The sequence below is a fragment of the Streptomyces sp. NPDC104367 genome, assembly GCF_055583825.1.
In genome coordinates this window covers 60,811-73,178 of sequence record NZ_JBVJND010000002.1, presented here as the reverse complement: position 1 = coordinate 73,178, position 12,368 = coordinate 60,811, and the positions used below count along the sequence as shown (strand labels likewise).

Here is a 12,368-nt window from a genome sequence, read left to right as displayed (position 1 = left end):
GTGTCCACGCCCTGGTTCGACGAGACCGGCGGTGAGAGTTCCTGGCTCCCGGGGCTACCTACCCCGGTGACAGTGGCGGGACCGCGCCGGATTCACACCGGCTTCCTCTCTTGCCGCCGTACATGGCCTCGGCAGTCCACCACGCCCCCGGAAGACCCGTCAACTTGCCGTTGACCTGCGCGGGGAGAGTGTGCGAAGGCCCACATCGGGGGGCCGGTGGGGCTGCCGTGGCACGCCGAAGGCTCCTCCCCGAACCGGTCGGGGAGGAGCCTTCCGGGCTCTGGTCGGCCCGTGGTCGCGGCGGCCCGGGTCAGGCCTTGGCCACGATCAGGTGGATGCCGTAGGCCACGGCGGCCGCGCAGGCCGCGAAGCAGAGGTAGGCGGCGGTGACGGCGAGGACCGCGGAGCCGCCCTGGGCCGTGGCCCGTTCGCGGGCGGAGAGACCCTTGATGCCGAGGGTGAAGAGGGTCACCAGACCCACGGTGGCCACGAGGCTGACGCCGAAGACGGAGCCGATGGCTGCCCAGTCGATTGTCATGTCGGTTCTTCCTCGGGGTCAGACGGTGGTGGCCGGGCCGGCCGCGGGGGCGGCGGGGGAGGCGGGGGAGGGGATCGTGGCCGTCAGGCCGTCGGTGACGGAGACGGTGCCGGCGGGCGGCGGGGTCACGGCGGCGATCGCGGTGGTCACCACACCGGCCGGCTCCTCGGCGACGACGTTGCTGCTGTCCACGACCTCGCGGCGGGACAGCTTCCAGATGGTGGCGCTGGCGGCCACCAGGAAGACGGCCACGAGGGCCGTGCCCCAGTCGCCGAGGTCCGTCACGGACTCGGCGAGGGCGCCGACCAGTGCGGCGGCCGGCAGCGTGAGCACCCAGGCCACCATCATGCGGGTCGCGGTGGACCAGCGGACCGTGCCGCCCTTGCGGCCGAGGCCCGCGCCCATCACCGAGCCGGAGACGACGTGCGTGGTGGAGAGGGAGAAGCCGAGGTGGGAGGAGGCCAGGATGGCGGTGGCCGCGCTGGTCTGGGCGGCGAAGCCCTGCTGCGGCTGGAGGTCGGTCAGGCCGGTGCCCATGGTGCGGATGATGCGCCAGCCGCCGATGTAGGTGCCCAGCGCGATGGCGAGGCCGGCGGAGAGGATCACCCAGGTGGGAGGGTTCGAGCCGGGGGCGATGGAACCGCCCGCGATCAGCGCGAGGGTGATGATGCCCATCGTCTTCTGCGCGTCGTTGGTGCCGTGCGCGAGCGAGACCAGGCCGGCGGAGGCGATCTGGCCCGCGCGGTAGCCCTTGCGGGTCGCCTCGCCCTCGGCGTTCTTCGAGAGCGTGTAGGAGAATCGGGTGGCGAGCATCGCCGCGAGGCCCGCGACCACGGGCGCGGCGACGGCCGGGAGCAGGACCTTGGTGACGAGCACGTCGCCGTGGACCGCGCCGACGCCGGCCGAGGCGACGGTGGCGCCTATCAGACCGCCCATGAGGGCGTGCGACGAGCTGGAGGGCAGGCCCACCAGCCAGGTCACGAGGTTCCAGAGGATGGCGCCGACCAGGGCGGCGAAGATGACCTCGGGACGTATGCCGTTCTCGTCGACGAGGCCCTTGGAGATCGTGTTGGCGACCTCCACGGAGAGGAAGGCGCCCACCAGATTGAGCGCGGCGGACATCGTCACCGCGATCTTGGGCTTGAGCGCGCCGGTCGAGATGGTCGTGGCCATCGCGTTGGCGGTGTCGTGGAAACCGTTCGTGAAATCGAACGCGAGTGCGGTGATGACCACAATCGCGAGGATCAGCGAGAAGCTTTCCATTTACCCAGACAATCTTTAGAGGTCATCAGCTGTTGGACCGTAGGCAACCTGGGTGAACGGAAGGTGAACTGGGGTGGGCATGGTGGTGTCAATGAGGGAGGGTCGGCATTCCGCTTACGGCCCTGCGCCCCGTGGCCCCTTGACCGGCTGCCCGCCGTGAACGCTCTCGGCCGGCGCCCGGGGCCACGGACGAGATCCTGGTCACCCGGTCTCCGGTCGACCCGGTCTCCGGCCACCCGGCGCGATCGACGGCGGGACGGCTGGCAGGATCGGGGCATGGGTGAGCAGCAGCGGGACGTACGCACGGCGGAGGCCGAGGCCTGGCGGGACCTCGTCGACACGGCCCGCCGCACGGTGGCCGACGGACTGGTCGTCGGCACCTCCGGCAACGTCTCGGTCCGGGTCGGCGACACCGTGCTGGTCACGCCCTCGGGCGTGCCCTACGACCGCCTCACCCCGGACGACGTGACGGGCGTCGACCTCACCGGCCGCCAGGTCCTCGGCACCCTCGTCCCGACCAGCGAACTCCCCATGCACCTGGCGGTCTACGGCGCCACCGACGCCGTCGCGGTCGTCCACACCCACGCCGTCCACGCCACCGCCGTCTCGACCCTCGTCCCCGAGCTGCCCGCGGTCCACTACATGTCCGCCGCCCTCGGCGGCACCGTCCGGGTCGCCCCGTACGCGACGTACGGCACCGAGGAGCTGGCCCGGAACATGCTCCGCGCCCTGGCCGGCCGCGCCGGCTGCCTCCTCCGGAACCACGGCACGATCACCTACGGCACGTCCCTGGCCCAGGCCTACGACCGCACCGCCCAGCTGGAGTGGATGTGCCACCTGTGGCTGACGGCGTCCTCGGTGCCCGGCCTGACCCCCAGCCTGCTGTCGGACGAGCAGCTCACCGAGGCCGGGGACCGCCTGCGGGGCTACGGGCAGCGCCGGGACTGAGCCCGCCGCGCGTCCCCGGGCTCCGGCGGCGTCCGGCCCTCCCGGACCCCTCGCGGACCCTCTCCCGCACCGCTTGCGGAACCTCTTCCGCACTGCTTGCGGAACCTCTTCCGCACTGCTCGCGGAACCTCTTCCGCACCCCTCGCGGACCCTCTTGCGGACCCCTCCCGCTCCCGCTCGCGTACCCCTGCGCGCCTCGGGTGCTCCCGTGCTCCGCTGGCCGCCGCCGAAGTCCGAGCCGACACTGGACAGGTGCGCCCAGTCAAAGTCACGGCCGCCGCAGTCGGCGCCGTACTCGCCGCAGGGGCGGCCGGTGTGGCCGCCGGCCGGTTCGCCAGTGACGCCGCGCTGAAGGCGCCGCCCGGCCGGCCCCTGCCCACCGAACCCCGGCTCACCGTGCACGGCACCGCGGCCGGCCGCATCACCCTCACCCGGGATCTCGCCTCGCTGCGCCCCGGCACCTACGGCCTGGCCGGCGACGGCTCGCACGCGGTGGTCGGCGCCGTCCTGGAGTCCGCCGCCGACACCGCCGACACCGTCGTACGACGGCTGGTGCGGGTGACGCACGGCAGCCTGGAGAGCGGCGACAAGGTCTGGCTCACCCCCAACGTCCACATCGGCGACCCGGGCGCGGCCCTCGGCCTGGAGTGCGCCGACATCGACATACCCGGCGAACTCGGCCCGCTGCCCGCCTGGTTCGTGCCCGGCTACCGGGACACCTGGGTGATCGCGGTGCACGGCCTCGGCGCCACCCGCGAACTCGCCATGAACGTCATGGGCTTCCTGCACGCCAGGCGCCTGCCCGTGCTCGCCCTCGCCTACCGCGGCGACCTCGGCGCCCCCCGCCCCCAGGACGGCCTGAGCCACCTCGGCGAGAGCGAGTGGCGCGACCTCGACGCGGCGATCCGCTACGCCGTCCGCTACGGCGCCCGCCGCGTCGTCCTGCACGGCTGGTCCACCGGCGCCACCATGGCGCTGCGCGCCGCCACCCACTCCGCGTTGCGCGAGCGCGTCAGCGGCCTGGTCCTGGACTCCCCGGTGCTCGACTGGGAGGCCACCCTGCGCGCCCTCGCCCAGGCCCGCCACACCCCCGAGCCCCTGCTGCCGCTCGCGGTGCGCGCCGCCCAGGGCCGTGCCGGACTCCACGCCGACCACGGCGCCGACCACGCCGACCCGGCCCGGCTCGCCGTGCCCACCCTGATCGTGCACGGCCCGGACGACACGGTGGCCCCCTGGGTGTACTCCCGCCGGCTGGCCGCCCTGCGTCCCGACCTGGTCGCGCTGCACACGGTGCCGGACGCCCCGCACGGCGCGATGTGGAACGCCGACCCGAAGCAGTACGAGGAGCGCCTGCGCCGGTTCCTCACCCCCCTGATGTGACCCCGCACCCCTTGATGCGACCCCTCGCCCCCTCGTACGACCCCTCGCCCCCCTGATGTGATTCTTCCCGCACCCCGGCCCCGCACCGATCCGGGCCGGAAGCCCCGATTCCATCCGGTTCCGGAGGTTCCGTTTAAGGCCGTACCACTGGCCTGAACATGTCTCCTCGCCTCCCGTCGGACCCCGTGCGTTGGCCAGCCCCGTAGCCCGCCGTGACATTCCGTTTGGGTTTTCGGACCGTCAACCGGAAGACTGCACCCGTGACGTCCCGTATCCCGCGCGACTCAAGGCTTCGACTCGTCCGAACGCGACCCCTGGCCGCCGCCCCCCGAGCGATGAACCAGCGGCCCGCGCGCCGCCCCGCCCCCCGCCCGCCCGAGGGCACCCCGGCCCCCTCCGAGCTGGCCAGAATGGCACGCTCCGGGCTGGCCGGCGCGGCCCGCGTCGCACACTGGGCCGACACCGCCCTCGGCCCCGGCAGCGACGGAGCCACCGCCGACGGCAAGGCCACCCTCTCCGAAGCGACCGCCGAACGCGCGGCCGACGAACTGGGCCTGACCACCGCTCAGGTCCGCGCCGACTGGGACACCGCCCGGCTCGCCGGCCTGGTCGAGGTACACGGCGACAGCGCGCGCCCCGGCTGGCGCCTGCGCGCCTGGGACCGCGACGACAGCGCCGTGCTGCGCGGCTGGGTCGCCCTCTTCGACGCCTGGTCGCTCGCCCATCCTGAGCCCACGGACGTCGAGGCCGGCGCCGTCGCCGAGGTCGTCTCGGCCATGCCCCAGGTGCTCTCCTTCCTCCAGCTGTCCGCCGGGCCCGTCCCTGTCGAGCAGCTCCTGGACCTGCTGCGGCAGCGGGTCACCGAACTGCGCACCGAGCGCTGCGAGGTGCCCTACGAGACCGGGCCCGCCGGACCTGCCGCCCCCCTCGCCGCCCTGCGCTCCGCCGACGCCGACCCGGCGGAGCACGCACCGGCCGAGGACCCCGCCCCCGCCGAGGACGCCGAGCTCGCCCCGCTCCTCGACTGGTCCCTGCACGCCCTCGCCTCCGTCGGCGCGCTGACCTACGGCGCCGACCAGGCCACCCTCACCCCGCTGGGCAGCTGGGCGGTCTGGGTCAAGCTGGAGCAGATCTGCGTGGCCGCCCAGAGCCCCGCCGGCAACATCGAGGTCGCCGCCGAGGAGATGCTGCGCGGCTGCGCCCAACTCCGCCCCAACGCGGCCCGCGCCGAGTACCGCGCCTGGCTCGCCGCCCGGCCCGTCGGCAGCGCCGTCGTCGAACTGGTCGACGCCGCCCGCGGCGAGGACGCCCTGCTGCGCGGCCTCGCCTTCGAGGCGCTGCGGGTCGTCGGCGCCCCCGCCGAACCCGACGTCCGCTCGGTCGTCGACGAGCCCACCCTGCGGCCGTACGCCCTGCTCTGGCTGGCCGAGCACGACGGGGTCGACCCCGAGGACGCCCACGAGGTGCTCACCCGCGAGGAGGCCACCTGGCTCTGGGTCGACACCGCCGCCGCGGTCGCCGACCACGGCGAGGCCCCGCTGCTGGTGCGCCATCTGGAGTCGGCGCTCCAGCCCACCGTGCCCGCGCTGCTCGACGAGGTGCGCGCCGTCGGGCACCCGCGCACCGTGCAGGTCCTGGTCGCGCTCGCCGCCGCCCACCCCGACCCGGCCCTGGCCAAAGCCGTCCGCCGGGCCGCCTTCCAGGTGCACACCGGCGGCTGACGACGTGAGGGAAGAGGGCGGTGGCGGCGGAGGGGCCGGCGGGTCAGGCCCCTGTCTCCGGGGCGTAGGTCCCGAAGCTCCAGACATTGCCCTCGACGTCCCGGGCCATGTAGTCCCGCGAGCCGTAGTCCTGGTCCGTCGGGGGCATCAGGATCTCGGCGCCGTGGTCGACGGCCCGCTGGTGGTGTGCGTCGACGTCGTCCACGACGATGTACACCCCGGTCGGGCCCGCGCCCTCCATCGCCGCGTCGAAGCGGCCGCCGCGGCCCCGGGAACCCAGCATGACCGCGCCGTTGCCCTGCACCAGCTCGGCGTGGAGCACCATGTTGTCCTCGCCCTCGTACACCGACAGCTCGGTGAAGCCGAAGGCCTCCGTCAGCTGCTTGATCGCCGCCTTGGCGTCGGTGTACAGCAGCGACGGATAGATGCTCGGCCGCCCGCCACTCGTGCCTGCCATCCCGATCACTCCCTCGTGCGTCGGTCCCCCCGAAGCGGCCGCAGGTCCGGCCCGCCGTCCAGTCTGGCACCCGGCACCGACAACGCCCCGGGGCCATGCGGCCACCGCGGGCCATCGCCTCAACGATTCACCGCCTCATCGATTCATCGGCGCATCGGCGCAACGGCGCAACGGTTCATCGGCGCGGCGGCTCATCGGCTCACCGGAAGGTGTTGCACTGCGCCATGTCCCCGGTCCGGTAGCCCTGGTAGAACCACTGCTGCCGCTGGCGCGCCGACCCGTGCGTCCAGGTCTCCGGCGTCACCCGCCCCTGGTACCGCTCCTGGATCCGGTCGTCGCCCACGGCCGCCGCCGCGTCCATCCCGTCCCTGATGTCCTCGTCCGTCAGGCTGGTGATCAGCGGGCGGCCGGTCGACTCGTCCTTCGTGGTCGTCGCGTGCCGCGCCCACACCCCGGCGTAGCAGTCGGCCTGGAGCTCGACCCGCACCGCGTTGCTGTTCATGCCGGTCATGCTGTCCTGCGACCTGCTCAGCGTCCCCATCAGGTCCTGCACGTGGTGCCCGTACTCGTGCGCCACGACGTACGCCTGCGCGAACGGGCCGCCGCTCGCCCCGAACTTGGACCGCAGCTCGTCGAAGAAGCCGAGGTCCAGGTAGACCTTGCGGTCGCCCGGGCAGTAGAACGGGCCCACCGCCGAGGTCGCCGTCCCGCACGCGGTGGCCACCCGGCCGGTGAAGAACACCGTGGGAGCGCTGGTGTAGGTGCCCCGGCGCTGCCGGAACTCCTGCGTCCAGAAGTCCTGCACGCTGTTGACCACCGCCACGATCCGGCAGTCGTCCTTGGTGTTCGCGTCCTGTCCGGTACGGCAGGTCCGCTGCACCTGCGCCAGCGAGGAGGACGCCGGCGCGGGGGAACTGTCACCGGAGGAGAGGCCCAGCTGGTCGGGGCCGACGCCCAGGAACAGGGCGAGGATCAGCGCGATCAGGCCGGCCAGGCCGCCGCCGATGGTCGCCTTCCCGCCCGGGATCCGGCTGCCCCGCACGTCCTGCACCTCGGAGGTGTCCAGGTTCGCGTCGTCGTCGAACTGCATGGGGCACCGCCTTCCGCTCGCACCGTCCCCTCCACCACCTTGCGCCATTCCGGCCGCCACTTCCCGCCGGTGCCCCCACCGCCCCCCGATCGGGCGACGCCCGATCCGGATGCCACGTCCCCTCGGCCGCGGGACGCCCGCCCCGTCACCCCCGCCCGCACCGCCGCGTACCGCACCGCCGAGGGCGACCTCCGCCGGCTGCTGCGCGCCCGCGCGGGCCGCGCGTTCGGTCCCGCGCATGCCGTGCGTCACGGTGCCGTCCTGCTCGTCGCCCAGCCGTGCGCGCACGGCGCCCGGACCGCGCAGCTCGTGGCCGTGGACGACCTCGGACCCGTCGCCCCGCACCGCACGCGGCCGGGCGACGAACACCCGCGCACAGGAAAAGTGCTTGCGCCGCCCCGTTAGACTTGGCCCATGGCCATTCTCCTCGCGCAATAGACGGCGGGAACGTCCTCAGCCGCCCACCCGTCAAATCCCGTACGCCCTGGAGTCTGTCCGTGATCTCCGCCTCCGGTATCGAGCTGCGCGCCGGTGCCCGCATCCTCATCGAGAGCGCCACCTTCCGCGTCGCCAAGGGCGACCGCATCGGCCTGGTCGGCCGCAACGGCGCCGGCAAGACCACGCTCACCAAGGTCCTGGCCGGTGAGGGCATCCCGGCCGGCGGCACCGTCACCCGCTCCGGCGAGGTCGGCTACCTCCCGCAGGACCCCCGCACCGGCGACCTGGACATCCTCGCCCGCGACCGCATCCTCTCGGCGCGCGGCCTCGACGTGCTGATCCGCAAGATGCGCGAGAACGAGCAGCGCATCGCCAACGGCCAGGGCGCCACCCGCGAGAAGGCGCTCAGGCAGTACGAGCGCCAGGAGACCGAGTTCCTCACCAAGGGCGGGTACTCCGCCGAGGCCGAGGCCGCCACCATCGCCGCCGCGCTCAACCTGCCCGACCGGGTGCTCGGCCAGCCCCTGCACACGCTCTCCGGCGGTCAGCGCCGCCGTATCGAGCTGGCCCGGATCCTGTTCTCGGACGCCGACACCCTGCTGCTCGACGAGCCCACCAACCACCTCGACGCGGACTCGATCGTCTGGCTGCGCGACTACCTGAAGACCTACCGCGGCGGCTTCATCGTGATCTCCCACGACGTCGACCTGGTCGAGACGGTCGTCAACAAGGTCTTCTACCTGGACGCCAACCGCGCCCAGATCGACGTCTACAACATGGGCTGGAAGCTCTACCAGCAGCAGCGCGAGGCCGACGAGAAGCGCCGCAAGCGCGAGCGCGCCAACGCCGAGAAGAAGGCCGCCGCGCTGCACTCCCAGGCGGACAAGATGCGCGCCAAGGCCACCAAGACGGTCGCCGCGCAGAACATGGCCCGCCGCGCCGACAAGCTGCTGGCCGGCCTGGACGCCGTCCGCGTCTCCGACAAGGTCGCCAAGCTCCGCTTCCCGGAGCCCTCGCCCTGCGGCAGGACCCCGCTGACCGCCGAGGGCCTGTCGAAGTCGTACGGCTCGCTGGAGATCTTCACCGACGTCGACCTGGCCATCGACAAGGGGTCGAGGGTGGTCATCCTCGGGCTCAACGGCGCCGGCAAGACCACGCTGCTGCGGCTGCTCGGCGGGGTGGAGCGGCCGGACACCGGCGAGGTGATCGAGGGCCACGGCCTCAAGCTCGGCTACTACGCCCAGGAGCACGAGACCCTGGACCCGGAGCGCACGGTCCTGGAGAACATGCGCTCGGCCGCCCCCGACATGGACCTCGTCGAGGTCCGCAAGGTGCTGGGCTCGTTCCTGTTCTCCGGCGACGACGTCGACAAGCCGGCCGGGGTCCTCTCCGGCGGCGAGAAGACCCGCCTCGCCCTCGCGACCCTGGTCGTCTCCTCGGCGAACGTCCTGCTCCTCGACGAGCCGACCAACAACCTCGACCCGGCCAGCCGCGAGGAGATCCTCGGTGCCCTGCGCACCTACAAGGGCGCCGTCGTCCTCGTCACCCACGACGAGGGCGCCGTCGAGGCGCTCCAGCCGGAGCGGATCATCCTGCTGCCCGACGGCGTCGAGGACCTGTGGGGCGCCGACTACGCGGACCTGGTGGCCCTGGCCTGACGGGTGATCCCGTCGTCCTGGCTTGATCGAATGCCTGATCCACTGGCTATGGATCATTCGGCCTATCGGTGATCCATCATCTGTGTGAGATCTCCTCGTATCGAGGTGTGTCATACATCGATTTCGCGGCCGATCCCTTTGTCGACAAGGGGTCGGCCGCTTCGCGTGTCTGACCTGGCACTTCGGGCAAGAACCCGTTCGGCCCTACGGACGATCCTCACCGGAATCACAGATTCCACTCGTGGGGATGTGCTCCTGTCGTCACAACGATGTCTCACGGACCTTGCCGAATGGGTGGCCATCACGCCCCGGAGGGGTGATCATGAGGGGACCAGAGCGCACTTCCCATGAGGAGGCACGGGTGGCCGAGACTCTGAAGAAGGGCAGCCGGGTGACCGGCGCCGCGCGCGACAAGCTCGCGGCAGACCTGAAGAAGAAGTACGACTCCGGTGCGAGCATTCGGGCACTGGCCGAGGAAACCGGCCGCTCGTATGGCTTCGTCCACCGGATGCTCAGCGAGTCGGGTGTCACGCTGCGTGGGCGTGGCGGGGCGACGCGGGGCAAGAAAGCCGCGTCGTAGACCCCGGGCGGCCCATCGGCTTCGATGGTGGCCACCCGGTCGTTCGGCTGAGCGGCCGGGTGGTTACTGTGCAGTCACTTAGCATGCCGTACGGCACTGCGTGATGACCGCACACATCGGAGGCGTCCCATGGCTTCGCCCGACCAGGACCTCGCTCCTGTTATCGACAAGGACGGCGTACGGCTCACCGTCGACGACGCGCTCGCCACGGTGACGCTGACCAACCCGGCCAAGCGCAACGCCCAGAGCCCCGCTCTGTGGCGGGCGTTGGCCGAGGCCGGGCGGTCGCTGCCGGGGTCGGTCCGGGTCGTCGTGCTGCGCGGTGAGGGACAGTCCTTCTCCGCGGGCCTCGACCGGCAGATGTTCTCGCCGGAGGGGATCCCGGGCGAGCCGACCTTCATCGAGCTCGCGCGCCGTGACGACGCCGGGCTGGACGCGGCCATCGCCGAATACCAGGAGGCGTTCACCTGGTGGCGGCAGAGCGACATCGTGTCGATCGCCGCTGTGCAGGGACACGCCATCGGGGCCGGCTTCCAGCTGGCCCTCGCCTGTGACCTGCGCGTCGTCGCGGACGACGTGCAGTTCGCCATGCGTGAGACCAGCCTGGGCCTGGTGCCGGACCTGACCGGTACCCACCCGCTCGTCTCCCTGGTGGGCTACGCCCGGGCGCTGGAGATCTGCGCGACCGGACGCTACGTCCAGGCCGCGGAGGCGGTGGCCTCCGGGCTGGCCAGCGTGTCGGTGCCCGTGGGTGAACTCGACGCCGCGGCACGGGACCTGGCCGGGGCGCTGCTGGCCGCGCCGCGGGACGCGGTGGTGGAGACCAAGGCGCTGCTGCGGGGCGCGGGCGGTCGTACGTACGACGAGCAGCGGGCCGCGGAGCGGCAGGCGCAGGCCCGGCGGCTGCGCGACCTGGCGGGCGTGGGCGAGTAACGCGCGGACCGGCGGGGCCGGGCGCGCCGCTGCCCGTGCCCCCGAGGGGACGCGCCTCAGCCGACGCCCGTCACCAGCACGGCCACCGTCGGGTGGTCGTCCAGCGCCGCGCCGACCGCCGTACGGACCTGGCGGGCCACCTCCGCGGCGGTCCGCGGACCGCCGGCGACGGCCACCTCCACCCGTACGTGCCGGCGCGGCAGGGCGGCGTCGAAGTGGACCTGGTGGCTCAGCGCGCCCGTCACCCGGGCCACCCCCGGCACCGCAAGCGCCGCCGCGGTCACCCGCGCCGCGTCCGGATCGCCGCCCTCCCGGACCGACGGCGGCCGGGGCGCGCGCACGGCCGCGGGCCCGGCCTGATCCGTCTCCAGCAGGTCGGTCACCCGCAGGTCCACCTCGGTCACCGTCAGCCCGAGCCGGGCGGTGGCCGCCGCCAGGGCCCGGCGCAGCCCGGCCGCCGTGGCCGGCAGCGGCTCGGCCGCCGTCGCTCCGAAGTCCGCCGACACGAGCAGCGGACCCGGCGGCACGGCACCGGGCGGGGAGGGCACGACGGCCTCCCGCACCTCCTCCGGATCCACCGGCGCGATCCGCACCGCCCCCAGCCGTACCCCGGGCACCCCGGCGGCCGCCCGCCGCAGCACCGCGTCCGCCGCCTCCTCCGTGAGCCACGCCCCGTCCTGCGCCCCGCCCAGCGGGAGCAGCCTGCCGAAGCCGAGGGGGTGCCGTACCGCGTCTGTCCATCGGTCCGCCGTCATTCCTCCAGCCTGCCGCATCACCCGGGCATGACAGGGCATTCGCACTTACGGTGGTCGAAGGACGACGACCGGAAGGACGTACGGCGATGAGCGAGACGGCGGCGGAACCCGAGAAGGACCCGACGGTACAGACCCGGAAGACCGTCAGACGCGGGGGCGGCGACCCCTCCACCCGGGGCCGGACGACGATCGCCGACGGTGTCGTGGAGAAGATCGCCGGAATGGCCGCCCGGGACGTGCTCGGCGTCCACGCGATGGGCAGCGGACTCAGCCGCACCTTCGGCGCGGTGCGCGACCGGGTGCCCGGCGGCTCGAAGTCGGTGACGCGCGGGGTCAAGGCCGAGGTCGGCGAGGTGCAGACCGCGCTCGACCTGGAGATCGTCGTGGACTACGGCGTGTCGATCGCCGACGTGGCCCGCGCGGTGCGGGAGAACGTGATCGCGGCCGTGGAGCGCATGACCGGACTCGAAGTGGTCGAGGTCAACATCGCGGTGAGCGATGTGAAGCTGCCGGACGAAGAGGACGAAGAGCCGGAGTCCCGGCTCCAGTGACCGCCGAAGCGACCGCTGAAGTGACGGCCGAAGCGACGGCCGAAGCGACGGCCGAA

13 protein-coding genes and 1 riboswitch are annotated in these 12,368 nt (G+C 73.1%); of the genes, 8 read left to right on the top strand and 5 right to left on the bottom strand.

The annotated features are described in order from the left end of the window. Nucleotides 1-16 precede the first annotated feature (16 nt). Nucleotides 17-156, bottom strand: a riboswitch (cobalamin riboswitch). Between the two features lie 154 nt (nt 157-310). Then, on the bottom strand, nt 311-538 hold the full coding sequence (locus ACZ619_RS03140; protein WP_469593431.1) for a hypothetical protein: 228 nt from the start codon (nt 536-538) through the stop codon (nt 311-313). A gap of 18 nt (nt 539-556) precedes the next feature. Then, entirely contained in the window at nt 557-1,801 is a 1,245-nt protein-coding gene (locus ACZ619_RS03135) for an inorganic phosphate transporter (protein ID WP_469593429.1), read from the bottom strand. Nucleotides 1,802-2,077: 276 nt separating this feature from the next. Here ACZ619_RS03135 and ACZ619_RS03130 point away from each other — a divergent pair, with 276 nt between their 5' ends. The 3 genes from ACZ619_RS03130 to ACZ619_RS03120 all read left to right on the top strand — a co-directional run bounded on the left by ACZ619_RS03130 (nt 2,078) and on the right by ACZ619_RS03120 (nt 5,850). Then, nucleotides 2,078-2,749, top strand: coding sequence for a class II aldolase/adducin family protein (locus tag ACZ619_RS03130; RefSeq protein WP_469593427.1), 672 nt, complete (start codon nt 2,078-2,080; stop codon nt 2,747-2,749). A gap of 252 nt (nt 2,750-3,001) precedes the next feature. Beyond that, nucleotides 3,002-4,129 (top strand): alpha/beta hydrolase, encoded by a 1,128-nt coding sequence (locus ACZ619_RS03125; RefSeq protein ID WP_469593425.1) that lies wholly within the window; start codon nt 3,002-3,004, stop codon nt 4,127-4,129. Between the two features lie 335 nt (nt 4,130-4,464). Next, nucleotides 4,465-5,850 carry a hypothetical protein gene (locus tag ACZ619_RS03120; RefSeq protein ID WP_469593423.1) on the top strand — a complete coding sequence of 462 codons (1,386 nt, stop codon included), beginning with the start codon at nt 4,465-4,467 and terminating at the stop codon, nt 5,848-5,850. A 43-nt stretch (nt 5,851-5,893) separates the two neighbouring features. Here ACZ619_RS03120 and ACZ619_RS03115 read toward each other — a convergent pair whose 3' ends face one another. Both ACZ619_RS03115 and ypfJ read right to left on the bottom strand, forming a co-directional pair. Next, nucleotides 5,894-6,307, bottom strand: a complete 414-nt coding sequence (locus ACZ619_RS03115; RefSeq protein WP_469593421.1) for a VOC family protein — start codon at nt 6,305-6,307, stop codon at nt 5,894-5,896. Nucleotides 6,308-6,506: 199 nt separating this feature from the next. Next, a complete protein-coding gene (gene ypfJ, locus ACZ619_RS03110) occupies nt 6,507-7,397 on the bottom strand; it encodes a KPN_02809 family neutral zinc metallopeptidase (RefSeq protein ID WP_469593419.1) in 891 nt (296 codons plus the stop codon). A gap of 69 nt (nt 7,398-7,466) precedes the next feature. Here ypfJ and ACZ619_RS03105 point away from each other — a divergent pair, with 69 nt between their 5' ends. The 4 genes from ACZ619_RS03105 to ACZ619_RS03090 all read left to right on the top strand — a co-directional run bounded on the left by ACZ619_RS03105 (nt 7,467) and on the right by ACZ619_RS03090 (nt 11,006). After that, nucleotides 7,467-7,802: a hypothetical protein gene (locus ACZ619_RS03105; protein WP_469593417.1), complete on the top strand. Its 336-nt coding sequence runs from the start codon at nt 7,467-7,469 to the stop codon at nt 7,800-7,802. A 92-nt stretch (nt 7,803-7,894) separates the two neighbouring features. Continuing rightward, a complete protein-coding gene (locus tag ACZ619_RS03100) occupies nt 7,895-9,493 on the top strand; it encodes an ABC-F family ATP-binding cassette domain-containing protein (RefSeq protein ID WP_469593416.1) in 1,599 nt (532 codons plus the stop codon). A 361-nt stretch (nt 9,494-9,854) separates the two neighbouring features. Further along, a complete protein-coding gene (locus ACZ619_RS03095) occupies nt 9,855-10,073 on the top strand; it encodes a helix-turn-helix domain-containing protein (protein ID WP_046727957.1) in 219 nt (72 codons plus the stop codon). A gap of 129 nt (nt 10,074-10,202) precedes the next feature. Continuing rightward, nucleotides 10,203-11,006 carry an enoyl-CoA hydratase/isomerase family protein gene (locus ACZ619_RS03090; RefSeq protein ID WP_469593413.1) on the top strand — a complete coding sequence of 268 codons (804 nt, stop codon included), beginning with the start codon at nt 10,203-10,205 and terminating at the stop codon, nt 11,004-11,006. Between the two features lie 56 nt (nt 11,007-11,062). Here the strand turns inward: ACZ619_RS03090 and ACZ619_RS03085 are convergent, their stop codons facing one another. Further along, nucleotides 11,063-11,761 (bottom strand): nucleopolyhedrovirus P10 family protein, encoded by a 699-nt coding sequence (locus tag ACZ619_RS03085; protein WP_469593411.1) that lies wholly within the window; start codon nt 11,759-11,761, stop codon nt 11,063-11,065. Between the two features lie 86 nt (nt 11,762-11,847). Between ACZ619_RS03085 and ACZ619_RS03080 the strand changes: the two genes are divergently transcribed. Beyond that, nucleotides 11,848-12,312: an Asp23/Gls24 family envelope stress response protein gene (locus tag ACZ619_RS03080; RefSeq protein ID WP_469593410.1), complete on the top strand. Its 465-nt coding sequence runs from the start codon at nt 11,848-11,850 to the stop codon at nt 12,310-12,312. Nucleotides 12,313-12,368: the final 56 nt, after the last annotated feature.

Bases quoted from the DNA above. Each gene is read 5' to 3' on its own strand.
- ACZ619_RS03085 (WP_469593411.1), bottom strand. From the start codon at position 11,761: ATGACGGCGGACCGATGGACAGACGCGGTACGGCACCCCCTCGGCTTC.
- ypfJ (WP_469593419.1), bottom strand. From the start codon at position 7,397: ATGCAGTTCGACGACGACGCGAACCTGGACACCTCCGAGGTGCAGGAC.
- ACZ619_RS03140 (WP_469593431.1), bottom strand. From the start codon at position 538: ATGACAATCGACTGGGCAGCCATCGGCTCCGTCTTCGGCGTCAGCCTC.
- ACZ619_RS03090 (WP_469593413.1), top strand. From the start codon at position 10,203: ATGGCTTCGCCCGACCAGGACCTCGCTCCTGTTATCGACAAGGACGGC.
- ACZ619_RS03130 (WP_469593427.1), top strand. From the start codon at position 2,078: ATGGGTGAGCAGCAGCGGGACGTACGCACGGCGGAGGCCGAGGCCTGG.
- ACZ619_RS03120 (WP_469593423.1), top strand. From the start codon at position 4,465: ATGAACCAGCGGCCCGCGCGCCGCCCCGCCCCCCGCCCGCCCGAGGGC.
- ACZ619_RS03080 (WP_469593410.1), top strand. From the start codon at position 11,848: ATGAGCGAGACGGCGGCGGAACCCGAGAAGGACCCGACGGTACAGACC.
- ACZ619_RS03135 (WP_469593429.1), bottom strand. From the start codon at position 1,801: ATGGAAAGCTTCTCGCTGATCCTCGCGATTGTGGTCATCACCGCACTC.
- ACZ619_RS03115 (WP_469593421.1), bottom strand. From the start codon at position 6,307: ATGGCAGGCACGAGTGGCGGGCGGCCGAGCATCTATCCGTCGCTGCTG.